The sequence below is a fragment of the Cyanobium sp. ATX 6E8 genome (assembly GCF_024346335.1).
In the GTDB taxonomy this organism is placed as follows: Bacteria; Cyanobacteriota; Cyanobacteriia; order PCC-6307; family Cyanobiaceae; genus Cyanobium_A.
This window is the reverse complement of sequence record NZ_JAGQCT010000002.1, coordinates 68,645-92,140: the sequence shown is the minus strand read 5'-3', so window position 1 is coordinate 92,140 and position 23,496 is coordinate 68,645. Positions and strand designations below refer to the sequence as shown.

The 23,496-nt window shown below is 68.2% G+C and carries 26 protein-coding genes; 11 read left to right on the top strand and 15 right to left on the bottom strand.

The genetic code is table 11. The features are described 5' to 3' along the window. Positions 1-40: 40 nt before the first annotated feature. Positions 41-814, bottom strand: a complete 774-nt coding sequence (locus tag KBY70_RS02505) for a 2-phosphosulfolactate phosphatase family protein (RefSeq protein ID WP_254987272.1) — start codon at positions 812-814, stop codon at positions 41-43. Positions 815-899: 85 nt separating this feature from the next. Between KBY70_RS02505 and KBY70_RS02500 the strand changes: the two genes are divergently transcribed. Together KBY70_RS02500 and KBY70_RS02495 are read left to right on the top strand one after the other, a co-directional pair. Next, entirely contained in the window at positions 900-2,465 is a 1,566-nt protein-coding gene (locus KBY70_RS02500; RefSeq protein WP_254987271.1) for a UbiD family decarboxylase, read from the top strand. Next, positions 2,465-2,923: an Rrf2 family transcriptional regulator gene (locus tag KBY70_RS02495; RefSeq protein ID WP_254987270.1), complete on the top strand. Its 459-nt coding sequence runs from the start codon at positions 2,465-2,467 to the stop codon at positions 2,921-2,923. Before KBY70_RS02500 ends, KBY70_RS02495 begins: the two co-directional genes overlap by 1 nt. An 88-nt stretch (positions 2,924-3,011) precedes the next feature. Here KBY70_RS02495 and KBY70_RS02490 read toward each other — a convergent pair whose 3' ends face one another. Continuing rightward, positions 3,012-3,773, bottom strand: a complete 762-nt coding sequence (locus tag KBY70_RS02490) for a polysaccharide deacetylase family protein (RefSeq protein WP_254987269.1) — start codon at positions 3,771-3,773, stop codon at positions 3,012-3,014. A 5-nt stretch (positions 3,774-3,778) separates the two neighbouring features. Further along, entirely contained in the window at positions 3,779-4,168 is a 390-nt protein-coding gene (locus KBY70_RS02485; protein WP_094559522.1) for a hypothetical protein, read from the bottom strand. A gap of 53 nt (positions 4,169-4,221) precedes the next feature. Here KBY70_RS02485 and aroA point away from each other — a divergent pair, with 53 nt between their 5' ends. From aroA to KBY70_RS02470, 3 genes are read left to right on the top strand one after another with little or no spacing between them, the layout of a single operon-like run. Further along, the gene (gene aroA, locus KBY70_RS02480; protein WP_254987268.1) at positions 4,222-5,556 is read left to right on the top strand and encodes a 3-phosphoshikimate 1-carboxyvinyltransferase; all 1,335 of its coding nucleotides are present in this window, start codon (positions 4,222-4,224) and stop codon (positions 5,554-5,556) included. A gap of 42 nt (positions 5,557-5,598) precedes the next feature. Beyond that, a complete protein-coding gene (glmU, locus tag KBY70_RS02475) occupies positions 5,599-6,951 on the top strand; it encodes a bifunctional UDP-N-acetylglucosamine diphosphorylase/glucosamine-1-phosphate N-acetyltransferase GlmU (protein ID WP_254987267.1) in 1,353 nt (450 codons plus the stop codon). Further along, positions 6,948-7,214, top strand: coding sequence for a chlorophyll a/b-binding protein (locus KBY70_RS02470; protein WP_254987266.1), 267 nt, complete (start codon positions 6,948-6,950; stop codon positions 7,212-7,214). The genes glmU and KBY70_RS02470 overlap by 4 nt, the downstream gene beginning before the upstream one ends. 99 nt (positions 7,215-7,313) lie before the next feature. Here the strand turns inward: KBY70_RS02470 and murF are convergent, their stop codons facing one another. From murF to menD, 6 genes are all read right to left on the bottom strand, one after another. After that, complete coding sequence (gene murF, locus KBY70_RS02465) at positions 7,314-8,741, bottom strand: UDP-N-acetylmuramoyl-tripeptide--D-alanyl-D-alanine ligase (protein WP_254987265.1); 1,428 nt, start codon at positions 8,739-8,741, stop codon at positions 7,314-7,316. A 27-nt stretch (positions 8,742-8,768) separates the two neighbouring features. Further along, complete coding sequence (locus KBY70_RS02460) at positions 8,769-9,119, bottom strand: hypothetical protein (RefSeq protein ID WP_094559518.1); 351 nt, start codon at positions 9,117-9,119, stop codon at positions 8,769-8,771. A 457-nt stretch (positions 9,120-9,576) separates the two neighbouring features. Further along, entirely contained in the window at positions 9,577-11,049 is a 1,473-nt protein-coding gene (glgA, locus tag KBY70_RS02455) for a glycogen synthase GlgA (RefSeq protein ID WP_254987264.1), read from the bottom strand. Between the two features lie 39 nt (positions 11,050-11,088). Beyond that, positions 11,089-11,703 (bottom strand): L,D-transpeptidase, encoded by a 615-nt coding sequence (locus KBY70_RS02450; RefSeq protein ID WP_254987263.1) that lies wholly within the window; start codon positions 11,701-11,703, stop codon positions 11,089-11,091. 39 nt (positions 11,704-11,742) lie between these two features. Further along, positions 11,743-12,603: a 1,4-dihydroxy-2-naphthoyl-CoA synthase gene (gene menB / locus KBY70_RS02445; RefSeq protein WP_094559516.1), complete on the bottom strand. Its 861-nt coding sequence runs from the start codon at positions 12,601-12,603 to the stop codon at positions 11,743-11,745. Continuing rightward, positions 12,600-14,369: a 2-succinyl-5-enolpyruvyl-6-hydroxy-3-cyclohexene-1-carboxylic-acid synthase gene (gene menD, locus KBY70_RS02440; protein ID WP_254987262.1), complete on the bottom strand. Its 1,770-nt coding sequence runs from the start codon at positions 14,367-14,369 to the stop codon at positions 12,600-12,602. The genes menB and menD overlap by 4 nt, the downstream gene beginning before the upstream one ends. Before the next feature lie 43 nt (positions 14,370-14,412). On the opposite strand from menD, the gene lepB reads away from it, so the two are divergent. After that, the gene (lepB, locus tag KBY70_RS02435; protein WP_233128454.1) at positions 14,413-15,030 is read left to right on the top strand and encodes a signal peptidase I; all 618 of its coding nucleotides are present in this window, start codon (positions 14,413-14,415) and stop codon (positions 15,028-15,030) included. Positions 15,031-15,060: 30 nt separating this feature from the next. Continuing rightward, entirely contained in the window at positions 15,061-15,420 is a 360-nt protein-coding gene (locus KBY70_RS02430) for a DUF760 domain-containing protein (RefSeq protein ID WP_094559513.1), read from the top strand. Here KBY70_RS02430 and KBY70_RS02425 read toward each other — a convergent pair. From KBY70_RS02425 to KBY70_RS02415, 3 genes are read right to left on the bottom strand one after another with little or no spacing between them, the layout of a single operon-like run. Next, entirely contained in the window at positions 15,410-16,672 is a 1,263-nt protein-coding gene (locus tag KBY70_RS02425; RefSeq protein WP_254987261.1) for a DUF4336 domain-containing protein, read from the bottom strand. The genes KBY70_RS02430 and KBY70_RS02425 overlap by 11 nt on opposite strands. A gap of 1 nt (position 16,673) precedes the next feature. Then, entirely contained in the window at positions 16,674-17,483 is an 810-nt protein-coding gene (gene zupT, locus KBY70_RS02420) for a zinc transporter ZupT (protein ID WP_198953834.1), read from the bottom strand. Continuing rightward, positions 17,480-18,796: a YcjF family protein gene (locus KBY70_RS02415; protein WP_094559636.1), complete on the bottom strand. Its 1,317-nt coding sequence runs from the start codon at positions 18,794-18,796 to the stop codon at positions 17,480-17,482. Before KBY70_RS02415 ends, zupT begins: the two co-directional genes overlap by 4 nt. 193 nt (positions 18,797-18,989) lie before the next feature. Here KBY70_RS02415 and KBY70_RS02410 point away from each other — a divergent pair, with 193 nt between their 5' ends. From KBY70_RS02410 to trpS, 4 genes are read left to right on the top strand one after another with little or no spacing between them, the layout of a single operon-like run. Beyond that, positions 18,990-19,913, top strand: a complete 924-nt coding sequence (locus KBY70_RS02410) for a cation diffusion facilitator family transporter (protein WP_254987398.1) — start codon at positions 18,990-18,992, stop codon at positions 19,911-19,913. Beyond that, positions 19,906-20,418, top strand: a complete 513-nt coding sequence (locus KBY70_RS02405) for a hypothetical protein (RefSeq protein ID WP_254987260.1) — start codon at positions 19,906-19,908, stop codon at positions 20,416-20,418. Before KBY70_RS02410 ends, KBY70_RS02405 begins: the two co-directional genes overlap by 8 nt. Before the next feature lie 17 nt (positions 20,419-20,435). After that, positions 20,436-20,969 (top strand): hypothetical protein, encoded by a 534-nt coding sequence (locus tag KBY70_RS02400; protein ID WP_254987259.1) that lies wholly within the window; start codon positions 20,436-20,438, stop codon positions 20,967-20,969. 5 nt (positions 20,970-20,974) lie between these two features. Beyond that, a complete protein-coding gene (gene trpS / locus KBY70_RS02395; RefSeq protein WP_254987258.1) occupies positions 20,975-22,003 on the top strand; it encodes a tryptophan--tRNA ligase in 1,029 nt (342 codons plus the stop codon). A 141-nt stretch (positions 22,004-22,144) separates the two neighbouring features. Here the strand turns inward: trpS and KBY70_RS02390 are convergent, their stop codons facing one another. The 3 genes from KBY70_RS02390 to KBY70_RS02380 are packed head-to-tail and all read right to left on the bottom strand — an operon-like array spanning position 22,145 to position 23,399. Then, a complete protein-coding gene (locus tag KBY70_RS02390; RefSeq protein WP_094559509.1) occupies positions 22,145-22,537 on the bottom strand; it encodes a DUF2752 domain-containing protein in 393 nt (130 codons plus the stop codon). Between the two features lie 2 nt (positions 22,538-22,539). Then, positions 22,540-22,986 carry a TM2 domain-containing protein gene (locus KBY70_RS02385; protein WP_254987257.1) on the bottom strand — a complete coding sequence of 149 codons (447 nt, stop codon included), beginning with the start codon at positions 22,984-22,986 and terminating at the stop codon, positions 22,540-22,542. A 2-nt stretch (positions 22,987-22,988) separates the two neighbouring features. Continuing rightward, the gene (locus tag KBY70_RS02380) at positions 22,989-23,399 is read right to left on the bottom strand and encodes a DUF2605 family protein (protein ID WP_254987256.1); all 411 of its coding nucleotides are present in this window, start codon (positions 23,397-23,399) and stop codon (positions 22,989-22,991) included. Positions 23,400-23,496: the final 97 nt, after the last annotated feature.

Below are 23,496 nucleotides of genomic sequence, written 5' to 3'. Positions count from 1 at the left end.
GGCGAACTGTAGGGGAACTGCCAAGGGGCGCTAGGGACCCTCAGCTGGCCTTCAGCACCCCGTGCTCCGCCTGGAAGGGCACCATCTTCAGGGTGTCAATGGCGGCGCAGCAGGCGAAATCGGCGTCATGGTTGCCCAGGCCGATCAGGCGTTGGCCGTGGCTGGCGGAGCGCAGGGCGGTTTCCGGATCGTGGCGCCACTGCTGCCACAGGGCCAGAGCCGCCAACATCTCGTCGTTGCCGCAGCTCACCCCGATGTGGGGTGCCACGGCCATCTCCATGGCCGCCGAAGCCACGGCACCGGCGGCGAGGCTGTCTTCCAGGGAGTAATCACCCTCCCAGCCGCTGCCGACGATCCACACCCGTTTGCAGTCGTGCTCGAGCAGACGCCGGGCGACCGCCGTGCGGTTCGGCAGGCAGGCCGTCAACAGCAGCGGCACCGGCTTGACCACCGCCAGGGAGCGGGTGCCGTTGGTGGTGCTCATGAAGATCCGCTTGCCCCCCACCAGCTCGGGAGTGACCGCCAGGGGCGAGTTGCCCAGGTCGTAGCCCTCCACCCGCTGGCCACCGCGCTCGCCTGCACGCAGCCGCTTTTCGGCCGGCCAGGCAGCAGCGGCCGCCTCCAGCTCATCCAGGCTGGCAAAGGCCTCCACCGCCTCGGCGCCGTTCTGCAGCGACCAGGCGATGGTGGTGGTGGCCCGCAGCACATCGATCACCACGGCTGCATCAGGCAAACCGGCTGCATCGGGCCCGCCTGCAGCCGCAACATTCAGGACCGGAACGCACTCGGAGGTGTGGAAGTAGGAAACCAGCACGGGCGCTGCGACAGCTCAGGAGCGCCACAGTAATCAGGGGCATCCGTCAAAGTGGTTTGACTGGAATGACCTGATGTCTGCCCCCATGGCCGCGCCCGTGTTCAGCCAGCGCAGCCGCCGGGACCTGCGCGGTTTCTTGGAGCTGCTGGAGAGCCGTGGCGCCCTGCGCCGCATTACTGCCCCGGTGGATCCCGACCTGGAATTGGCGGCGATCGCCGATCGGGTACTGGCGGCCGGCGGGCCGGGATTGCTGTTTGAAAACGTCATCGGCTCGTCGATGCCGGTGGCAGTGAACCTGCTCGGCACCCAGGAACGGGTGCTGTGGAGCCTGGGCATGGAGCGACCCGAGGAGCTCGAGGCCCTGGGCGAGCGCCTGGCCCTGCTGCAACAGCCTCGCCCTCCCAAGGGCGCCCGCGAGGCGGTGCGGTTTGGCTCGGTGCTGCTGGATGTGCTCAAGGCCCGGCCCGATCTCGATCTCACCCCCCCCTGCCGCCAGCAGGTGTTCAAGGGGGAAGCGGTGAACCTCGATGCCCTGCCGCTGCTGCGCCCCTGGCCGGGCGATGGGGGCCGGATCATCACCCTGGGGCTGGTGATCACCAAGGACCCCGAAACCGGCACGCCCAACGTGGGCGTGTACCGGCAGCAGCAGCAGAGCATCAACTCACTCACAGTGCACTGGCTGAGCGTGCGCGGCGGCGCCCGCCACCTGCGCAAGGCGGCGGCCATGGGCAAGAAGCTGGAGATCGCCATCGCCATTGGCGTGCACCCGCTGCTGGTGATGGCGGCGGCTACGCCGATTCCGGTGCAGCTGAGCGAGTGGCTGTTTGCCGGCCTCTACGCGGGTGAAGGCGTGCGGCTGGCCAAGTGCAAAACGGTCAACCTGGAGGTGCCCAGCCACAGCGAGGTGGTGCTCGAAGGCACGATCACGCCGGGCGAGGAGCTGGCCGATGGGCCCTTTGGCGACCACATGGGCTTCTACGGCGGCGTGGAGGATTCACCCCTGGTGCGCATCCAGTGCGTCACCCAGCGGCGCGACCCGATTTACTTCACCACCTTCAGCGGCCGGCCCCCCAAGGAAGACGCGATGCTCGCCATCGCCCTGAATCGCATCTACACGCCGATCCTGCGCCAGCAGATCCCGGAGATCGTCGATTTCTTCCTGCCGATGGAGGGCCTGAGCTACAAGCTGGCCGTGATCGCCATCGACAAGGCCTACCCCGGCCAGGCCAAGCGAGCGGCGATGGCCTTCTGGAGCGCCCTGCCTCAGTTCACTTACACCAAATTTGTGGTGGTGGTCGACAAGAGCATCAACATCCGCGACCCACGCCAAGTGATCTGGGCGATCAGCGCCCAGGTGGATCCCCAGCGGGATCTGTTCGTGCTCGAGGACACCCCCTTCGACACGCTCGACTTCGCCAGCGAGCGGCTGGGCCTGGGCGGCCGGCTGGCGATCGATGCCACCACCAAGATCGGCCCGGAGAAGCGCCACCCCTGGGGTGAGCCTCTGGGCCGACCAGCCGAGCTGGAGGCGCGCATCGATGCCCGCTGGGCCGAGCTGGGCCTGGCGGATGTGGGCACCACGGAGCCCGATCCGGCGCTGTTTGGCTACACCCTGGAGCACGTGCTGGAACGGCTCGCGGCGCGGGTCTGATGCTGTCGCGTCAGGCCAGCCATGCCCTCAAGGCCCTGCTGGAGCTGGCAGCCCACCCCTTGCAGTGGCAGTCGACCCACGCCTTGGCCCAGACGCAGCAGCTGCCGGAGCCGATGCTGGAGCAACTGCTGCTGCGCTTGCGGCGCCATGGACTCCTTGTGGCGCGCCGGGGCCGTCAGGGTGGCTACCAACTGGCACGGCCAGCGCGGGAGATCAGCTTGGCTGCGGTGCTGGCCGGGCTGGGAGAAGGGGCTGCGCTGCAATGGGGCGACATCGGCACGGGCCCGATTGTTGGCCAGGAGGTCTCGCCAGCCGATCAGGTCACCGAGGCCCTGCAGCGGCGACTGGAGCGGGCCCGGCTCAAGGCGCTGGAAGACCTGAGCCTCGAAGACCTGCTCTTCGATCTGCGCAGCGCCGAAGCCAGCGCCAACAGCGAAGCGGGGCTACTGCTGGGGTAGACCATCGAGCCCGAACGCTGAACTGCTGAAGGACGTTCCCCAGTGGACCCATGGGCAACGACTGCAGCAACGAACGCGAAGACCCCCCTTAAGCGTCCTCAACGCAGTCATCCGCCACCAACTGATCCAGGCCCACAAACTTGTAGCCCCGGCGCTGCAGCTCCGGCACCACAGCCGCCAGCGTGCCGAGGGTGGCAGCGATGGTGTCAGGCCGGTCGTGCAACACCAGAACGGCGTCGGGATGGGCATTGCGGCCTACAAACCAACGCTGAAAGGCCAGCGGCGGATGGAACGTGTCCCAGGGGAACACCGACCCGAGCACGGTGCGATAGCCATAGGCCTCCACCCGGCGCAGCATCGGAGGATGCACCCAGCCGCCACCAGGGCGAAGCCAGTGCAGCGGCAACGGCTGGGGCGCAGCGGCCCGCTGCAGGGATTGCTCCGTGCTGAGCAGCTCTTCGATGAACGCTGGCCCGTCCAGGCAGGCGGAGATCCGATCGCGCTGCAGGTGGTTGCCGATGCTGTGGCCCTCCGCCAGGGCCCGCGCCACAAACTGCGGCGCCCCCCGCTCCAGGTGCTCGCCGATCACAAAGAAGGTGGTCTGCACCTGCAGGCGCCTGAGCAGGTCCAGCAGCTGCAGGCTGGTGGGATCGCCCGGCTGCTCCGCCCAGCTCGGGCCGTCGTCGATGGTGATCGCCAGCTGCCGGCGCCGACCGCCGGCGCAGAACAGCACCTGGGGCAGCAGCGGCTGCAGCACCAGGCGGATCAGCCAGGAGGGCCACAGCACCAGTAGGAGCAGGCAGGCCACCAGGGCCAGCGGCGCCAAGATCAACACAACGGAGCAGCTCATCGACGCTAGTCAGACCAGGGCCCTGCCTCCCCCCGCTCGCACCCGTAACGCTCAACCCCGCCCCGGCGCTGCCTGAACTCGGGGTGCTCCGGGTCCACCGCGCTCCACCACCAGCGGCCATCGGTGTAACTGGGCGCGCCGGCATTGTTGGTGCGCGGCAGCTGCAGGCTCACACCGCGCCAGCGGAGCACGACAAAGGCACCCGGTGGCGTGCCCACGCTGATGTTGGCGATCCCAGGCGCATCCACGGCCCCCGCAAACACCTCTGCCTGCAGCGGATCCCCCTCACAGAGGTAGGCATCGCGCTGCAGAGGCTGCTGCTGGGAGTCAGGAGCCGCGGCCCAGGCGGGCACAGCCAGCAACAGGGTGAGCAGCAGAGACAGGAGCCAGGCCATCGGCGGGGGAAAGCACACTCCATAGGATCGCCGCACCAGCGCCCTGCTTGCCCGTGGCTGAGACCACTACCGCCTCCAGCCCCCTGCAGCTCCGCGGCGGCGGCAGCCTGCGCGGCTCGGTGCAGGTGCCGGGCGATAAATCCATCTCCCATCGGGCGCTCCTCTTCGGCGCCATCGCCGAGGGCACAACCCGCATCGAGGGCTTACTGCCCGCCGAAGACCCACTCAGCACCGCCGCCTGCCTGCGGGCCATGGGGGTAACGGTGTCGGAGATCCGTGCCGGCGAGCCGGTGACTGTGCAAGGCGTAGGCCTCGATGGGCTCCAGGAACCCGCGAACGTGCTCGACTGCGGCAACTCCGGCACCACGATGCGGCTGATGCTCGGCCTGCTGGCGGGCCGGGCGGGGCGCCACTTCGTGCTCACCGGCGACGGATCCCTGCGGGGCCGGCCGATGCGGCGGGTGGGGGCGCCCCTGGCCGCGATGGGCGCCGTGATTCATGGCCGCAAGGACGGCAACTTCGCCCCGCTGGCGGTGCTGGGCCAGCCGCTGCAGGGCACCACGATCGAGACGCCGGTGGCCTCGGCCCAGGTGAAGAGCGCCATCCTGCTGGCCGCCCTCACCGCAGAGGGGCCCACCAGCGTGATTGAGCCGGCCCAGAGCCGCGACCACAGCGAGCGGATGCTGCGGGCCTTCGGGGCCGACCTGACGGTGGGCGGCGCGGGGAACACCGTGGTGACCCTGACGCCAGGCCAGACCCTGCGCGGCCAGAGCGTGGTGGTGCCCGGTGACATCAGCTCCGCCGCCTTCTGGCTGGTAGCCGGTGCGATTACCCCCGGCGCCGCGCTCACGGTGGAGAACGTGGGCCTCAATCCCAGCCGTACCGGCATCCTCGAGGTGCTTGAGCAGATGGGCGCCAACATCACGGTGATCAATGCCCGCGATGTGGCCGGCGAGCCGGTGGGGGATCTGCAGGTGAGCCATGGCCCCCTGCGGGCCTTTGAGATCGGCGGCGACCTGATTCCGCGATTGGTGGATGAAATCCCCGTGCTGGCCGTGGCGGCCTGCTGCGCTGAAGGCACCAGCCGCATCCGCGATGCCGAGGAACTGCGGGTGAAGGAAACCGACCGGCTGGCGGTGATGGCCCGCCAACTGGGGGCGATGGGGGCCCGGATTGAGGAATTCGAAGACGGTATAACGATCACGGGCATCACCGAGCTCCGCGGCGCCACGGTCGACAGCGAAACCGACCACCGGGTGGCGATGAGCCTGGCGGTGGCCGCGGGCATTGCCGCCGGCGCTAGCCAGCTGCACCGCCCTGAGGCGGCGGCCGTGTCCTACCCAGGCTTCTGGGACGATCTGGCCCGCCTGCACCAGCCTGCCCCCTGAAGCAGCCCGCGTAGATTCCGGCCCAGCCGTTTGCACCTGTCCATGCTTGCCGTTGCCGTGTTGGCTGCCGGGAAGGGCACGCGCATGAAGAGCGCCCTGCCCAAGGTGCTGCAGCCCCTGGCCGGCGCCACCTTGGTGGAGCGGGTGCTGGCCAGCTGTGAGCACCTCCAGCCCGACCGCCGCCTGCTGATCGTGGGCCACCAGGCTGAACGGGTGGAACAGGAACTGGAGGGGCACAGCGGCCTGGAATTTGTGCTGCAACAGCCCCAGAACGGCACGGGCCACGCCGTGCAGCAGCTGCTGGAGCCATTGCGGGATTTCCGCGGCGATCTGCTGGTGCTCAATGGCGACGTGCCCCTGCTGCGCCCCGAAACTCTCGCCGCCCTGCTGGAGCAGCACCGCAGCAGCGGCGCCGCCGTCACCCTGCTCACCGCCCGGCTGGCCGATCCCAGCGGCTATGGCCGAGTGTTTGCCAGCCCCGATGGACAGGTGAGCGCCATCGTGGAGCACCGCGACTGCAACGACGAGCAACGCCGCAACGCCCTCACCAATGCGGGCATCTACTGCTTCAACTGGCAGCAGCTGTCGGCGGTGCTGCCGCAGCTCACCACCGACAACGACCAGGGCGAGCTCTATCTCACCGACACAGTGGCCATGCTCAACCCGGCCATGCACCGGGAGGTGGACGACGCCGATGAGATCACCGGCATCAACGACCGGCTCCAGCTCAGCCAGTGCGAGGCCGTGCTGCAGGAGCGCCTGCGGCATCACTGGATGGCCGAAGGGGTGACCTTCGTTGACCCCGCCAGCTGCACCCTCAGTGAGGGCACCTGCTTCGGCCGCGATGTGGTGGTCGAACCCCAGTGCCATTTCCGCGGCACCAGCGCGATCGGCGATGGCTGCCGCATCGGCCCCGGTTGCCTGATTGAAGACAGCCAACTGGGCGCTAACGTCTCCGTGCTCCACTCCGTCCTGCGGCAGGCCGAGGTAGCCGATGGCTGCGCCATCGGGCCCTTTGCCCAACTCCGCCCGGGCACCCAACTCGGCCAGCAGTGCCACATCGGCAACTTCGTGGAGGTGAAAAACAGCAGCCTGGCCAGCGGCGTGAAAGTGAACCACCTCAGCTACATCGGCGACGCCGACCTGGGCGCGGGGGTGAACGTGGGAGCCGGCACGATTACGGCCAACTACGACGGAATGCGCAAGCACCGCACGGTGGTGGGGGCCGGCAGCAAGACCGGTGCCAACTCGGTGCTGGTGGCGCCCCTGCGGCTAGGCAGCAACGTGACGGTGGGGGCGGGATCCACCATCACCAAGGATGTCCCCGATGGGGCGCTGGCCCTGGGCCGGGCCCGCCAGCTGGTCAAGGAAAACTGGACAGGTCCCCGCCCATGAGCCTGAACAACGCAGATCGCCCGGAGAACTCCGACCTACCGGAAAACTCCGACCAATCGAAGTTTCTGTACGAGCCGGTGGAGCGCTTTGGCGCCAGCATGACCAGCCCCAAACCGTGGAACACCAAAGCTCTGGCCGGAGTGGAGCTGCTCAACGGACGCGTGGCGATGCTGGGCTTTGCCGCCGCCATCGCCGGCGAACTGCTCACGGGTAAGGGCATGGTGGGCCAGCTGACGGCGCTGCTGCGCTGGTATCTCAGCTGAGCCAGGTCCGATCGCTCAACAAAGGAAAGGCCCCGAGTGAACCACCACCCAGGGCCTCTGCCCGAAGGCACAACATCGTGAAATGCTGCTCCACAGCCATCATGACGGATCAGCCAGGTGCTGGCGCTGCTGCTGGAGCAGGGGAATCAACCGCTCCAGTGCCACGCCGCGACTCGCCTTGAGCAGCAGCACGTCTCCAGGAGCCAGCCAGCCCTTGAGCTGAGCCGCCGCAGCTTCCGGCGTCGCGACCCGCTCCAGCCGGGTCAGACCACTGGCAGCCTCCAGCATCACAGCCCCTTCCTCACCCCCATCGACGATCACCAGGCCATCCAGACCCAGCTGGCGGGCCCGTTCAGCCACCTGCCGGTGCAGGTGCAGGCTCTGCTCGCCCAGCTCGAGCATCGTGCCGAGCACCGCAAAACGGCGACCGGGTTGCCGGGCCAGAAGATCCAACGAGGCCAGCACCGCCTCCGGTGAGGCGTTGTAGGTCTCATCGAGCACCAGCACCCCACCCAGCTCCAGTCGCCGGCTGCGACCTCCGGGCAGATCCACCTGCAAGGGCTGCCAGCGGTGGGGGTCAAGCCCCAGCTCCCGCGCCACAGCGAGGGCCAGCAGGAGATTGCGGGCGTGGTGGATCCCCTCCAGGGGCACCTCCACCACAACCCCTGCCACCGCGAGCGTCTCCCCGCTGGCATCCAGACGGCCCAGCCAATCGGCCTGGGCCTCATGGCCTTCGCCCTCAAGGGCGATCCGCACCACCCGGCCCTGCCACACCCGCGCCAGGGCCGCATCCAGCAGGGGATCCCCGGCTGGGATCACCACCACGCCATCGGGCCGCAGCCCGGCGGTGATCTCACACTTGGCGGTAGCGATCGCCTCGCGGCTGCCGAGCCGGCCGATGTGGGCCGTGCCGATGTTGGTGATCACCGCCACGTCGGGGCGCGCACAGCAGCTGAGGCACTCGATCTCGCCCAGACCCCGCATGCCCATCTCCACCACCACAGCCGCGTCGTTGGAGCTGGCCTGGAGCAGCGTCAGGGGGACACCGATGTCGTTGTTGTTGTTGCCCCTGGAGGCGCTCACCGCCCCCAGGGGAGCCAGGGCGGCCCGGATCAACTCCCGCGTGGTGGTTTTGCCAGCCGAACCGGTTACCGCAACCACCTGCGCCGGCAGCTGCTGGCGCCACAGGCCCGCGAGCTGCTGGTAGGCCAGCAGGGTGTCTGGCACCAGCCAGAGGGGAACGCCCGCCTTGGTGGCCTCCCCAATCAGCGCCTCCTGGCTAGCGAGATCGAGATGGCCGTTCTGGGCCAGCAGAGCAGCGGCACCCAGCTCCTGGGCAGCGGGAAGAAACGTGTGGCCGTCAAAGCGCTCGCCCACCAGTGGCACAAACAGTTGGCCGGGGGCGAGGTGACGGCTGTCGGTGCAGATCGCCTGGGGTGCCAGGGTGATTGCGGCTTGCGCGGCCGATAAGGAGCCAGTCGTGGGGATCCCCCAGAGCTCCTGCAGCTGGGCCAGGCGCAAGGTCATCGGTGCGGGGCGAGACGACGCCCAGGATCATGCCTGAGGCTCTGGGGAGAGCTCCAGCAGCACCATGCCGCTCCCCACCCGGGCCGCCTGGCCCAGCACCGTGCCGCTGCCATCCAGCAACCGCAACCGCTCGTAGCCCAGCTCCCGGCTGCGCTGCAGCCAGTGGTCGGCCAGCTGTTGGCGGCGCTCCGGAAGCAAAGCCTGATAGGCGGCGGCCATCTCCAGATCGAGGCGGCTCGCCTGCGGGTGCGGACGGGCCGAGGCGATGCAGGCCTGCGGGTCGTCTTCGGCGAGCAGGGCCAACAGGGGATCGAGCTCCAGCAGCGGTTCGGGCGGCGACTGGGGCGGGGATGGGGACTGCGATGGGGGCTGGAGCACATTCGCCGCACGCTGCTGGCCAGGCTGTTGAACAGCTTGTGAAACAGACTTGGAAACAGGTTGTGACAGGGCTGATGGGACCTGTTGTTGACCTTGTTCTTGAACAGGTTGTTGAACAGGTTGTTGAACGCCTGACGCAGCGTGGTGCTGACCGGGCGCAAAACGCAGGATCAGCGCCAACACAAGGGCAAGGCCCAGGGCCACTAGCAGCGGCCAGAACAGGGGGGCCAAGGAGACGGGCCAGAACCCCGGCACCGAGAGATCCCCCTCCCGATTGCGACGCCAGAGCTCGCGCAGCTTCAAGCCCGAACTAGCCACCACGGCACCCAGATCGCCCGCCAGGCGCCCCCATGGCTCCTCGTAAGGAGCTGGATAGGGCGCAGAGTCCGTCGCAGGGCTTGCGGCGTCTAGGGGCGCGTCACGGGGGGCGTCACGGGGGGGCGTCACCGGAGAGGATTCAACGGCGCTTCAGCAGCGACGCCAGGCCGCGGCGGCTGGGGTCGGCATCCTGACCCTGGGAGAAGCGCTCCACATCGGACGCCTCGGGCGTTGGTTCCTTGACCCCACAGACATCGCGGTACATGGCGTCATAGGCCAGGGCCGAGCGGGCCCAACTGAAATCCACGGCCATGGCCCTGCGCTGCAGGTCCTGCCAGCTGGCCTGGTTGCGGTAGGCCTCCCAGGAGCGCACGATCGCGGTGTAGAAATCGATTGGCTCGTAACGGTCGAAGCCGTAGCCGGTGCCGCTACCAGCCAGCGGATCGTTGGGGGGCACGGTGTCGACCAGACCGCCCACCATGCGCACCACCGGGATCGAGCCATAACGCATGGCCAACATCTGGCTGATGCCGCAGGGCTCAAAGCGGCTCGGCATCAGGAAGGCGTCGCTGCCGGCGTAAATCAGCCGGGAGAGGGCATCGTCGTAGGTAAGGAACACGGCGAAGCGACCGGGATGGCGCGACGCCATCTGCCACAGCCCACTTTCATAGGTGCGATCGCCCGTGCCCAGCACCACGATCTGGCTGTCGGTGTAGGCCAGCACCCGATCGGCCACCTGCAGCAGCAAATCAACGCCCTTCTGATCCACCAGTCGGCTCACCATCCCCAGCAGGTAGGAACGGGGATTCACCGCCAGCCCGAAACGCTCCTGCAGGGCCTGTTTGTTGACAGGCCGGGGGGCCAGATCGGTGGCCGAGAACCGAGCCGGCAGGGTGGCATCAACGGCCGGATTCCAGTCTTCAGTGTCGATGCCGTTGACGATGCCGCGCAGCTTGCCGCTGATGAAATTCAGCAGACCATCGAGATGCTCGCCGTACTGGGGCGTTCGAATCTCCATGGCATAGGTGGGCGACACCGCATTGACGCGATCGGCGTAGAGCAGCGCCGCCGCCATCGTGTGGTCCCCCTGCATGTACCAGGGACACCAGGTGATGCGATCGAGTTTCCAGCGCCACGGCCCCTGGTATTTCAGGTTGTGGATGGTGAACACGGTGCTGATCTCCGGATCCTGATGCATCCAGACCGGCAACATGCCGGTGTGCCAGTCATGGCAATGCAGCACCTGGGGCTTCCAGTGATGCCAGCAGAATTCGGCAGTAGCACTGGCAAAGAATGTGAAGCGCCAGTCCTCGTCTTCTCCGCCGTAGATGCGCTCCGGATCAAACACCGGATGGCCCACCAGATACAGGGTGAGGCCATTGGTGGGGTGGCGCGCCTCAAAAACAGCGAAGTCGTTGCCCATCGTGTGGCCGCGCCAGATCGGCTCGGACGACACCTGCAGCTTCGACCACAGCTTTCCGTATCCCGGCAGGATGATGCGCACGTCGTGGCCCAGGGCAGCAAGGGCCGGCGGCAACGATCCAACGACGTCTCCCATGCCGCCAACCTTGATCATCGGCGCGCATTCGGCCGCCGCAAACAAGATCCGCATACCTGGTGCACCGAGGTGGGCGCAACTCTACGGGCGCCGCTAAGGCAGCACCGTCACGGGGGTGCCGAGTTGCACCAGCTCGAACAACTCGCGCACATGTTCATCCAGCAGGCGCACGCAGCCGTGGGACACGGCCCGGCCGACGCTGTCGCGCTGGGGGGTGCCATGGAAGCCTGCACTGACGCAGCCCTTCACCACCAGGTGCTCCGTGCCGTTGAAACCAACGCGGCCGTTGCAATCGCGATGGAAGCCGATCCAGCGGCTGCCCAAAGGATTGGCAGGGCCCGGCGGGATGCGGCGACCGGTGGCGGGGTGCTCCCAGGTGGGATCCACCGCCAGTTCAATCACCGAAAACTGGCCAACGGGAGTCTCCCAGCCGGGGCGGCCAACCCCCACCGGAAAGCGGCGCCGTTCCTGCCCCCCCTCAAAAACCGTCAAGCGGCGCTGACGTCGATCCAGCACGAGATAGCGATCAGCAGCGGCAGGCGGGGAGCTGATCACGGCAGCCGGGGAGCTGATCGCGGCAGCCGGAGGGTCGGGGGCAGCCCGGCCAGGCATGCCAGCCGTCACCATCAGGAGCCCAAACCCAAGGGCCTTGCCTAGCAACCGCATCGCCACCACCCCATCGCCACCACCCCATCGCCGCCACCCCATCGCCAACGTCTATCCCTCGCCCTTACGAGCCCCTTGTCCTCAAGGTAACCAGGGAGCGTCAGAAAAATCGGGAGAGCGCTTCTCCAGGAAGGCATTGCGGCCCTCCTGGCCCTCTGCCGTTCGGTAGAAGAGGTGGGTGGCCTGGCCGGCCAGCTCCTGAATACCGGCCAAGCCATCGGTTTCGGCATTGAAGGCGGCCTTGAGACAGCGAATCGCCGTGGGGCTGTGCTGGAGCACTTCCAACGCCCAGCGCACCCCCTCCGCCTCCAGCTCCGCCAGGGGCACCACCGCATTCACCAGGCCCATCTCCAGGGCCTGCTGGGCGCCGTACTGGCGGCAGAGGAACCAGATCTCACGGGCCTTGCGCTGGCCCACCACCCGGGCCAGATACCCCGCGCCAAAGCCCCCGTCGAAGCTGCCCACGCGGGGCCCGGTCTGGCCAAACACGGCGTTCTCGGCAGCCAGGCTCAGGTCGCAGAGCAGATGCAGCACCTGCCCGCCGCCGATGGCGTAACCAGCCACCAGGGCGATCACCACCTTGGGCAGGCTGCGGATCAGCCGCTGCAGATCGAGCACGTTGAGCCGGGGCAGACCCGACTCATCGACGTAACCCCCCTCGCCGCGCACGCTCTGGTCGCCGCCGGCACAGAACGCCCAACCGCCGTCGGGGGCGGGGCCAGCCCCGGTGAACAGCACCACACCGACGCGGGGATTGTCGCGAACCCGCGAAAAGGCATCGCATAGCTCCTGCACGGTGCGCGGCCGGAAGGCGTTGCGCTTGTGGGGCCGGTTGATCGTGATGCGGGCGATGCCCTCCTCACAGAGGTCAAACAGGATGTCCTCGTAGGAGCCTGCGGGTTGCCAGGCCACCGGTGCCGAGGGGATGGAGGAGGCCGTCACGGCTGCAGCTCGGGAACGGCGGCCATTCTGCGCAGCTCCTGCCGCCGGCCCGCATCGACGCGCCGATCACTGACCCACTCCAACAGCGCCAACGGCTGCTGCAGGGCCCAGGCCAGCTGGAGCTCCCAGTCAGAAGCGGCCTGGACCCTGCGCCCCGGCACCCCATGGACCGCCGCCAACTCCAAGGGATCCAACGGCTGGGGCATGGCGAACAGCCGCTCAAAATCGAGGGCCTGGGCTGGCGTGGTGCGGATCGGCAGCTGCTCGAAGATGCCGCCGCCATCGTTGTTGATCAGGATCACGGTGAGGCGGCCGTGAAGCTGCTGGCGCCACAGCCAGCCATGGCTGTCGTGCAGCAGGGCCAGATCCCCAGTGAGCAGCACCGCCTGGCCCAAGGCTTCCGCCACCCCGCAGGCGATCGACAAGGTGCCGTCGATGCCAGAGGCGCCCCGGAAGCCGTAAACCGGCCTGGCTGGGGCCGCCGGGTCGCCAAAACTTTCCCAGTCGCGCACCGGACTGCTGTTGGCGATCACGAGCGGCAGACCCGCCGGCAGCAGAGTCCCCAGTGCACGCGCCAGCGCCGGCTCCCCCGGGCTGCCGGGGGGCAGGACCGTGCTCAACATCACCTGCAAGGCGTCCTCCCGCTGCCGCCAGGCCGCCGCCAGCTGCAGGGCCACGGAGCTGGGCTGCCCCCGCCAGGTGGCGTGGGGCCAGCCGGCGACCCAGGCCGCTAAGCCCGCTGCGCTCTGGTGGCAGGCGGTGCCCAGGGGATCGAGTCCGCGCGGATCGCTCTCACTCACCAGCCAGTGCTGCGCGTCCAGGCCGGCGAGCCAGCGCTGCAAGCGGCGGCTCGCTGGCAGAGGCCCCAGGCGCAACACCTGAGGAGCCTGGAGGCTGACATCCGAGCCATCCAGCAGCAGGTCGTAACCGGCCACCAGATCGAGCTCCGCCAGGCCGCGCAGACCGCTCAGACCATCGGCCAGCACCGGCCAACCCGTGCGCCGTTGCCAGCGGCGCAGCGCCTCCACATGGGCATCCCAATGCTGGGGCAGGCCGCGCCAGGGCCCAGCCACCACGACACCGGGACGATCCGGATCGGGGGGCGGCATCCCCCCAGCTGGGCGTGGGGGAGCTGGCGCCGGCGCTAGCGACTCGGGCCCAATGCACTCGGGCCATTCCAAGCCATCAGCCGCCTCCAGCAGGGCGAGTCCATCGGCGTGGAGGGGCTCCTCGAAGGGAAGATTGAGGTGCACGGGCCCAGGCGGCTGGCCCGTCGCCGCCGTCGCCAGCAGGGCAGCTTCCGCCAACTGGATGATCGCGCCATCGGCCATGGCGGCAAGGCCAGAGCCATCCCCCTGCCCTAGCCAGCGCACACTCGCCGCCAGGAAGCACTCCTGATTGACGGTCTGGTTAGCGCCGCAGCCCTTGAGGCGATCGGGCCGATCCGCCGTGATCAGCAGCAGCGGAATGGTGCCGTAGTCGGCTTCCACCGCCGCCGGCAGCAGGTTGGCGACGGCCGTGCCCGAGGTGGTGATCACCGCAGCCGCCCGGCCCGAGGCCCGGCCAAGGCCCAGAGCAAAAAAGGCTGCGGAGCGCTCATCCACAGCGGTGTGGAGGATCAGCCCGCGGCCCTCCAGCACCCCTGCCGCCATGGCCAGGGCGCCGGAGCGGCTGCCGGGGCAAAGCACGGCATGGCTGAGCCCCCGCGCCATCAGGGTCCTGAGCAGCAGTAGCGCCACCTCCAGATTGCGACGGGCCAACTCCAAGCCGGGGCCATACAGGATGGGGCAACCATCCTCCCTTGCGCCCTTGGCCCCAACGCCCCCCAGCAATTCCAGCAGCACCAACGGCCTGTTGCAGGCCCTGCGCCGTCAGGTTTTGCCTGTGCTGGCCTGGGTGGTGCTGGCTCTGGTGCTGCGCTGGGCGGTGCTGGAACCCCGCTGGATCCCCTCCGGCTCGATGCTGCCGACGCTGCAACTGCAGGACCGGGTGTTGGTGGAGAAGCTGCGGGCCCGCCTGCATCGCCCCGTGCCCATTGGCTCCGTGGTGGTCTTCCACCCGCCGCCGGCCCTGCTCGAGGCGGGCTACGACCCCAATGCCGCCCTGATCAAGCGGGTGGTGGCCGAAGCCGGCGACCGGGTGGAGGTGCGCGAGGGGGTGCTCTGGCGCAACGGTGCTCCAGCCCCGATGGATTGGTCGGCCGAACCGATGAACTACCACCTGGAGCCCTTGACGGTGCCGCCGGATCACCTGCTGGTGCTGGGCGACAACCGCAACGCCAGCCTGGATTCCCACCTGTGGGGCCCCCTGCCCCGAGCGGCGGTGATCGGCACGGCGGTGCTGCGCTACTGGCCGCTCAACCGATTCGGCTGGTTACGGTTCTCCCTCCTGGGCCACCCCCCTGGTGCAGCGGGAGAGCTGGGGTAGGGTGCAATCCGGACGCAGCGCACACCGGCGATGTTCAACCCGGAGTTCCTGACCACCGACAACGAAGCGATCAGCGGCAACTCGCTGATCCAGTACCTCCAGGAGCAATCTCCGGATGTGCTGCAACGGGTGGCGCGCTCGGCCAGCGGCGACATTCAGGACATCATTCGCCACAACGTGCAAGGCCTGCTGGGCATGCTTCCCGGCGAGCAGTTTGAAGTGAAGATCCAAACCAACCGCGACAACCTGGCTGGCCTGCTGGCCTCCGCCATGATGACCGGTTACTTCCTGCGCCAGATGGAGCAGCGCATGGAGCTTGACACCAGCTTGCTGGGCTGTGGCGATCTGGATTCGGAGCTGGACGCCGATCCTGGTGAACTCAGGCTCTGAGCCGCTCCTCGTCTGATTGCGAACGATCTGATTCCGAACGATCCGACTCCGTCGGGCTTGGCTCCATCACTTCGGGTTGCAGCGGTTGGTTGGGCACCAGCCCAAGCTGCAACAACGCGCGATCGATACCAGCGAGATAGGCCCAGCTGCCGTTGTCCGGGGCCCAGGGACGCCCCTCGAGCGCATCGGCCAGGGCCATGAGCCGTTCAGGACTGCAGGGGACAGGCGCGTCGTAGTGAGCCGGCACCAGCCAGCGCAGCTCCGGATGAGCCGCCAACGCCCGGATCCAGCCCAGTAGAGCCGCCTGGCAGCGCGGGAACACCAACCGCTCCAGCACCGGCGCCACCAGAAGGGCCGAGCCCTCGCCCGGCACCAACCGCCGGAATTCCTGCTGCCAGTGTTGCTGCCAGCGGAAGGGGTAAAGCCCGAAATAGGCGCGGCTCTCCCGCACGCCCGGGGCCAGCAGCCCGGAGAGCAGCTCCCGCCAGCCGGGCACCTGCAACGGCTCTGGGCGCAGGTAGGAGGCAAACAGCACCAGGCGCTGCCAACCGCGACGGCGTTGCTCAGGGGTATCGAGCAGGGGGTCGTCACCCCGCTCCCGGGCGTGGAAGAGCAGGGGGCTGGGATCGGCGGCAAACAGCTCGGGCGGCTCGGCGCTGATCGCCACCAGGGCATCGGTAACCAGCAGGCTGCCGCTGGCGCAATGCAGGCAAGCCGCTTCCATGAAGGTGCCCAGGCCCAGATCCAGCGGACCCAGGGGGATCCAGCGCAGTTCATCGGTGTGGGGCAGCCCCTGCTCAAACAGCACCCGAGTGCGCTGGGCTGGAAAGCCCAGCCAGCTCAGGGGCAGCTGCACGGGAAAGCTCCATTGCCGCGGGGTCACCCACACCTGCGCCGCCGGGAAGGCCCGCGCCAGGGCTGGCAGGGGCAACTTGTGCTCCAGGCCCGAGCTGGTGGGCAGCACGATCGTGAGCACCGGCCCATAGCGAGCTTCCAGCTCGGCCAGGGCCCCGCGCACCTCACCGGTGGGCGGCAGCGGGGCGTAGAGCATCAGCCCGGCGCGCAACCGCACCACCGTCATGCGGATCGGCACCGCCACGTAGAACACCCCCTGCAGCTGCTCCAGACTCCAGACCTGTTCGGGAATCAGCTCACGCACCACGGTGCGGCGGAGGCCGTAGGGGTAGAGCGGCAGCAGGGGCCACCAGGGCCAGCGCTGCTGGGTGGTGCGATCGGCAGGAAGGGCGTTCACCTCAGGCCAGCAACACCAGAGAGATGCTCATCACCACCATCCCCGCCGTCACTCCCGCAATCATCAGGTGATGGTGGGCACCCGTGCGCTGGGCGGCCGGCAGCAGCTCATCGAGGCAGATGTAGACCATCAGCCCGGCCACACTGGCGAACACCAGACCCATCACGGTGTTGCCGAGGTAGGGGCGCAAAAACAGGTACCCCACCACGGCGCCAATCGGCTCCGCCAGGCCCGACGCAAACGACACCCAGAAGGCCTTGCGACGGCTGCCGGTGGCGAAATACACGGGCGCGGAGATCGCCAGCCCCTCCGGAATGTTGTGGATGGCGATGGCAATGGCGATGCCAATCCCCAGGCGTGGGCTGGAGAGGGCCCCCACAAAGGTGGCCAGACCCTCTGGAAAGTTGTGAATGGCAATCGCCAGCGCCGAAAACAAACCCGTGCGCAAAAGGGTTTGCGACTTCACGCCGGACTGATCCCCATCCGTGAGAGCCAGATTGTGGGAGGGCAGGGCGTTGTCGATCAGGGCAATCAGCAACATGCCGGCGAAAAAAGCCAGCACGGTGGCGGCGTAACCCGCGGCCGGCCCCAGTCCCAGCGCCAACGACTCCCGGGCCTTGGGAAAGATCTCCACGAAGGAGACGTAGATCATCACACCGGCAGAGAAGCTCAGCGACAGGGTGAGCACCCGGGGGCTGAACCGCCGCGACACCAGCCCCAGCAGGCTGCCGAGCCCCGTGCACAATCCTGCCGCCAGGGTGAGCGAGAAGGCAAACACCACCCGCTGATCCATCTCGAGCAAGGGCGTCATACCCCAGGGGCGGGCAGACCCGCGGCCGACTGGCTGCGCAACCACTGGCGTGCCTGCTCAAGGAACGCTGCCCAATCGAGCTTTTCCGCCTCCGCAGCTCGGGACACCAGCAGGGGCGCCTGGCGTTGGATGGCGGCCAGATCCGGTTCCGGCACGCCAACGGAAAGGGCGAGCATGTCGGCCATGGCACGGGCCACCACCCGGGTGAGGTAGGCGGCACTGAGGGCCTGCATCGCCCCACCCACCAACCAGGTGGCGCCGTGCCACTTGACCACCCCGGCCAGGGCCTGGCTGCTCCACTCGACCACCCCGAGGGCAAGAGAGGCCTTGGCCAGTTCGGTGGCAGCCGCCTGCAACTGCTCCAGGGTCCAGGGGCAGTTCCAGATGCGGGCCATGTCCCGCAGCATCAACCCGTTGGCCACCGCCAGCACCAACAGATCGAGGCTCGGCAGGGGGGCCGCCACCACACCGGCAGCCACCAGCCACTGGGTGCGGCGCTGCAGCGGCAGAAAATGCTGGCGGCGCAGCCGCTCCAGATCGCTCTGCCAGCGGCCATGGAGCTGCTGCAACCTGCGCAGCTGGCGGTCCCGACGCAGGGCCGGGGCGGTGCTGGCCAGCTGCCGCGCCAAGGGAGCGAGGCTCGCCGCCAGGCTCTGGGGTTGTCCATCCCAGAACAACAGGCGCTGGGCCAATTCAGGCCCCAGCTGAGATTCCAGCTCGGCGGCCAGCGGCTCCTGGGTCTGGTTGCTGCGATCCACCAACAACCAGGCCGGCTGGCCGCTAGGCAGGGCTTCCAGCCAGCGCAGATCGGCGGCGGAGAGGGGCGTGCGCAGGTGATGGATCAAGCCATCACAGGCCTCAAACAGCGGCGGCCACGACCAGGCCGCACTCCAGGCGGGCAGCGGATGGGCCCAATGCAGCAGCAAGGTTTCGGGCCCGCGCAGGGCCTCCACCAGCGCAGGCTGAAGCTCCGCCCCCGGGGGCTGGGTGCCCACCAGGGCCAACATCAGGCCCGGCCGTGCCAACTCTTCCCGCAACGCGGCCAGCTGGGTTGCCCGCAGCTGGTGCGCCTCAGCCCCCTCTTCCTCCAGCTGGGCAAACTGAAGCTGCAGCTGCTCCAGCCGTTCCAGCCAGCCTGGAACATCGGTGGCAGGGGGTCCAATCGGGCGGGGGCGTCGCAGCCACCAAGCCCCCAGAGCCAGCCCCGCCAGGGTGAATCCAGGCGAAAGGGGCAGATGGCTGAGCCGCAGCAGGACATCGGTAGCCACCCAGCCACCCAGCCCCAGGCCAATCGCCGGGAGCCAGGGCCTCAAGGGAGCGGGAACGGCCTGGCGGGCCGCAGTCAGGCCAGCAAGCTCGGGGAGGATCACCGGCGGGGGCAACGGCGCTGGACGAATTGGAATTGGTGCATCTCTAGCTCAGCTTGGAACGCGGCGCCTCCGCCAAAAGTCACTAAGCTGAGTGCGTGTCTTGGCGGCTCCAGGGTTGAGCGACAACCGCGACAGGATGCAACGGCAGCCGGCGGCCCAGCAGGACCACCGCCAGCAGGTACAACGCGTGCTGCTGGTGGCCTTGGTGGTCAACGTCAGCATGACGCTGTTGAAAGTTGTGCTCGGCCTGTTCACAGGATCGCTGGCGATCCTTGCTGATGCGATGCACAGCGCCACCGACGGTTTCTCCAGCCTGCTTGGTCTGCTGACCAACGGCCTGTCGGATCCCGAACCCGACCGCGACCATCCTTACGGCCACCACAAGTACGAGGCCATCGGAGCGCTGGCGATTGCGGCCTTCATCCTGTTCACCGCTTTTGAAATTCTCCAAACCGCCGTCGAGCGCCTGCGGGGTGGTCTTCAGCCCCTGCGGCTGGAGGGCCAGGAGCTGGTGGTGTTGCTGCTGGTGCTGGGTTTCAACATCCTGTTGGCCAGCTATGAGCGCGAGGAAGGCCGGCGGCTTGGCAGCGCCCTGCTGACAGCCGATGCGACCCACACCAGCAGTGACATCTGGACCACTGTTGTGGTGCTGGTGGGTCTGAGTGGGGCGGTCTGGCTGAAGCTCAACTGGCTGGATGTCGCCCTGGCCATCCCCCTCTGCCTGCTGCTGGTGCGGGTGTGCTGGAGGGTGCTGCGCGCCAACCTGCCCCAGTTGGTGGACCAGATCGCCATCGCCCCTGAAGCCATCCACCAGGTGGCCATGAACGTGCCCGGGGTGCTCAACTGCCATGACATCGCCAGCCGGGGTGTCTTGGGCCAGCAGGTGTTCATCGACATGCACATGGTGGTGGATGCGACGGACCTGGCCACGGCCCACCGGATCACAGAGCTGGTGGAGGAGCACCTGCAGGACCAGTTCGGCAGGGTGCGCTGCACCATTCACCTTGAACCGCGTGAATACGCCAGTGCGGCGATCACCTTCAAGGGGACCCATGGCTGAGCTGCTCGAGGCGCTGACCTTGCGGCAGCGGGTGCTGGTGGAAACCTGGAGCGCTGAGCTCCAGGCTGCCCAGGGCTGGTGCGGATCCTTGCCGGTTGCCCTGCTCGAGCGCTGCTGGCTGCGGCTGCAACGGGTGCCTGTGGAACAGCTGGCCACGGTGCTGCCACCGGATGCCAGCGGCGAAGCCCCCAAGCTGGTGCGCTACCGCGCCTGGATCGCCGCCGGCCAACCGGCCTGGTCTGCCCAGGTGCGCTGCTGGCAGGAATTCGGCCAGCCGGCCTGCCAGGACGCCCTGCGCCGCTTTTGGAACCACCAGGACCGGGGCAACCACGGTTGGACTCTGCAGAGCTATCTGCAATTCCTGGAGACCTACCGGCGTCAGTGCGAGCCCGGTGTGACGCGGGCCTTGCCGTTGATCGTGCTCGCCCGCGGCGGTCAACGGGAGGCCCACAGCTTGCACTGGCTAGCCCCCCTGGGCCAGCCGATGCGGCACACTTGCGCCTGACTGCAAAGGCTGCGGCCATGGCCGACGACACCACCTCTTCCCAACCCCGCGACGACCGGGGGGGACGTCCCAGTGGGGGCCGCCCGCCCGGAAACCGGGAACCCGGCGGATTCCGCATCCGGCTGAGCGACAACGAAATGCGCGCTGCCAGGGCGATCCAAGACAGCTTTGGCCTGCGCTCCACGGTGGCGGCCCTTGGCCTGGCGATCCGCACCGTGGCCCAACTGCTTGAAGACGGCCAACTCGATGAGCTCGTGGCCCAACAACGGGCCCAGGCAGGCAACCGTGGCGATGGGCCTCGTGGCGAAGGCGCCCGTGGTGATCGTCCCCGCGGCGACCGCCGACCCGGATCGGGTGAAGGGCGTGGCGACCGTCAGGATCGCGCCCCCCGGATCGATCCCTTTGCCCGGCCCAGCAAGCCGCCGGCCCCGGCGCCCGAGGTGGTTGAAGCTGTCGCCGAAACCGACGCCGAAGCCGTGGTTGATGCGGCCGTCGAAGCTGCCGAGGACGCACCCGTCAGCGCATCTGGCGACACCAGCACCGAGAGCTGAGACCCATGCCACGGCCGAGGGTTCTGTCCGGGGTCCAGCCCACCGGGGCCTTGCACCTCGGCAACTGGCTGGGGGCCATCCGCAACTGGGTGGACCTGCAGGACAGCCACGACACCTACTTCTGCGTGGTCGACCTGCACGCGATCACGGTGCCCCACGACCCGGCACGGCTGGCGGAGGACACCCTCACGACCGCAGCCCTGTATTTGGCCTGTGGCATTGACCCCCAGCGCGCCACGGTGTTCGTGCAGAGCCACGTCGCCGCCCATTGCGAGCTGGCCTGGCTGCTGAACTGCGTCACCCCGCTCAACTGGCTGGAGCGGATGATCCAGTTCAAGGAGAAGGCAATCAAACAGGGCGATCAGGTGTCGGTGGGGCTGCTGGATTACCCGGTGCTCATGGCCGCCGACATCCTGCTGTACGACGCCGATCTGGTGCCGGTGGGCGAAGACCAGAAGCAGCACCTGGAGCTGGCCCGCGACATCGCCCAACAGCGCATCAACGCCCGTTTTGCTCCGCGGGACCCCAGTGGCGAGCCGATCCCGGTGCTCAAAGTGCCCGAACCCCTGATCCTGCGCGAGGGGGCCAGGGTGATGAGCCTCACCGATGGCAGCGCCAAGATGAGCAAGAGCGATCCCAACGAGGGATCACGGATCAGCCTGCTCGATCCTCCCGAGCTGATCACCAAGAAGATCAAACGGGCCAAAACCGACCCCACCATGGGTTTGGAGTTTGGCAATCCCGAGCGACCAGAAGCGGACAACCTGCTGGGCCTCTACGCCCTGATGGCTGGCAAGACCCGCGATCAGGCCACCCAGGAGTGCGCCGCCATGGGCTGGGGCAGCTTCAAGCCGCTGCTGGCGGAAGCCACCGTTGAAGCGCTGCGGCCAGTCCAAGAGCGCTACCAGCAGTGGCGTCAAGAAAGCGGCGCCGTGGCAGCCGTGTTGCGGGAGGGTGAGGGCAAGGCAGCTGCGGTGGCCAACGAAACCCTGGAGCGGGTCCGCCAGGCCCTGGGTTTCCTGCCGCGCAGCTGAGCTGCACCTGAACCATGGCTTGCTGGCATCCCCGCCCCCATTCATTCAACTGAGACTCAGTGTGACGCAAGCGCTCGTCGCACGCTGCGTCCCACTTATCTACCCCTCGCTGCTGGTTTGAGCCGAAAACCGACAGCCATGTCAAGGCGGCAAAGGCTGGCCATGGCTCCAGCCCCAGAGCCGCAGCAACCAGTAGCCAACCGCCAGCGCCGCCAACACGACGGCTCCCTGGAGCAGTGGGCGCCGAGACAAACGGCCGCCGAAAGCCACCCAGACGCCCAGACCCACCGTCAGCGCCACAAGCAGCGGCCCGAAGGCATGCCAATGCAGCGCCTGAGCCAGGTCGCCCTGCAGGGTGGCGAGCACCGACCGCGTCAGATAGCAGGTGGGGCAGGGAATTCCAGTGAGCTGACGCACCGGGCAACGCCACAGCCCCAGAGGCAGGGCGCGGCCGTCGCCGGCCCTGGTCGCCAGTGCGAGCACCGTGGTGGCAGCCGCGATCCCGGCGGCGCGCACCAGCGTGGGGCGGCGCATGCTCACGGCTCCCGGTAAATCACCCGCCCCCGCGGGTCGTTGGCGACATCGAGCAGCTGGGCGTGCAGCAAGCGTTCGATTTCCTCACGCACCTCGCGACTCTCCACGCCCAGAGGCAGGTCCATCTCCAGGAGGGCATCGTTGAGGGTGAAACCGGCTTCACCGCTGCGGCGGGCCAGTTGCACCAGCTGGCGCTCCACCGATGGCGGACCGCCCCGCAGCAGCAGGGACGCATTGGCCTGCTGCACCAACTCCGGCATCAGCCAGAGATCCACCAGCTGACCCACAAAGCAGAAGCCGAAGGTGAGCAGCCAGAGGACACCGCTGAGGGGCTTGCGGTTGTAAAAGCGGTGCACGCCGCACACACCCAGGCAACCGATGGCCCAGAGGCCATAGGCCAGGGCCAGGTTGCGTTGCTCCGCGCTGAGCAGCCGTCGCGAGCTCCGCATCTCTACTGCGACGGCTCCTCAGAGAATCTGGATCCAGGCGCCCCTGGCAGGGGCAATCCGGCGGGCCACTCCATCTCCGGCAGGGGCACGCCCTGCATCCGCAGGCTGGCCGACAGGTTCCACACCGTAAGCACCAGCTTGTGCCAAGGCGCCAGGGTCTCCATCTCCAGGGCCATCGGGATCGGGGCAGCCTGGCGCAGGCTGCTGGCAGCTGAGAGCTCTTTACGGGCCAGCTCCAGCCTGTCCCGCAGCTCATGTTGCTGCTCCTCAGGCATCACCGTTTCGGGGCAGTGGTCGAGCAGCACCAGCCCGCGCTCAAACCAGGTGCTGAAGTCGCCCAGCAGGGAACCCAGCAGCTGATCAAGCAGTGCCCCAGATGATTCCGGGGCTGGAGGGGGAGAGGAGGAACTCATCGATTCAGCCTAGGAGCCCTGCGTAGGATCGTCCCTCGCCCTTGATCGACGCGCGATCTGTGCCCGTGCCCGTGACCACCAGCAGCGCCGAGCCCGC

Bases quoted from the DNA above. Each gene is read 5' to 3' on its own strand.
- trpS (WP_254987258.1), top strand. From the start codon at position 20,975: ATGCCACGGCCGAGGGTTCTGTCCGGGGTCCAGCCCACCGGGGCCTTG.
- KBY70_RS02390 (WP_094559509.1), bottom strand. From the start codon at position 22,537: ATGCGCCGCCCCACGCTGGTGCGCGCCGCCGGGATCGCGGCTGCCACC.
- KBY70_RS02490 (WP_254987269.1), bottom strand. From the start codon at position 3,773: ATGAGCTGCTCCGTTGTGTTGATCTTGGCGCCGCTGGCCCTGGTGGCC.
- KBY70_RS02385 (WP_254987257.1), bottom strand. From the start codon at position 22,986: ATGCGGAGCTCGCGACGGCTGCTCAGCGCGGAGCAACGCAACCTGGCC.
- KBY70_RS02495 (WP_254987270.1), top strand. From the start codon at position 2,465: ATGCTGTCGCGTCAGGCCAGCCATGCCCTCAAGGCCCTGCTGGAGCTG.
- murF (WP_254987265.1), bottom strand. From the start codon at position 8,741: ATGACCTTGCGCCTGGCCCAGCTGCAGGAGCTCTGGGGGATCCCCACG.
- zupT (WP_198953834.1), bottom strand. From the start codon at position 17,483: ATGACGCCCTTGCTCGAGATGGATCAGCGGGTGGTGTTTGCCTTCTCG.
- KBY70_RS02430 (WP_094559513.1), top strand. From the start codon at position 15,061: ATGTTCAACCCGGAGTTCCTGACCACCGACAACGAAGCGATCAGCGGC.
- KBY70_RS02405 (WP_254987260.1), top strand. From the start codon at position 19,906: ATGGCTGAGCTGCTCGAGGCGCTGACCTTGCGGCAGCGGGTGCTGGTG.
- KBY70_RS02410 (WP_254987398.1), top strand. From the start codon at position 18,990: ATGCAACGGCAGCCGGCGGCCCAGCAGGACCACCGCCAGCAGGTACAA.
- KBY70_RS02450 (WP_254987263.1), bottom strand. From the start codon at position 11,703: ATGGGGTGGCGGCGATGGGGTGGTGGCGATGGGGTGGTGGCGATGCGG.
- KBY70_RS02400 (WP_254987259.1), top strand. From the start codon at position 20,436: ATGGCCGACGACACCACCTCTTCCCAACCCCGCGACGACCGGGGGGGA.
- KBY70_RS02470 (WP_254987266.1), top strand. From the start codon at position 6,948: ATGAGCCTGAACAACGCAGATCGCCCGGAGAACTCCGACCTACCGGAA.
- glmU (WP_254987267.1), top strand. From the start codon at position 5,599: ATGCTTGCCGTTGCCGTGTTGGCTGCCGGGAAGGGCACGCGCATGAAG.
- KBY70_RS02380 (WP_254987256.1), bottom strand. From the start codon at position 23,399: ATGAGTTCCTCCTCTCCCCCTCCAGCCCCGGAATCATCTGGGGCACTG.
- KBY70_RS02485 (WP_094559522.1), bottom strand. From the start codon at position 4,168: ATGGCCTGGCTCCTGTCTCTGCTGCTCACCCTGTTGCTGGCTGTGCCC.
- KBY70_RS02500 (WP_254987271.1), top strand. From the start codon at position 900: ATGGCCGCGCCCGTGTTCAGCCAGCGCAGCCGCCGGGACCTGCGCGGT.
- glgA (WP_254987264.1), bottom strand. From the start codon at position 11,049: ATGCGGATCTTGTTTGCGGCGGCCGAATGCGCGCCGATGATCAAGGTT.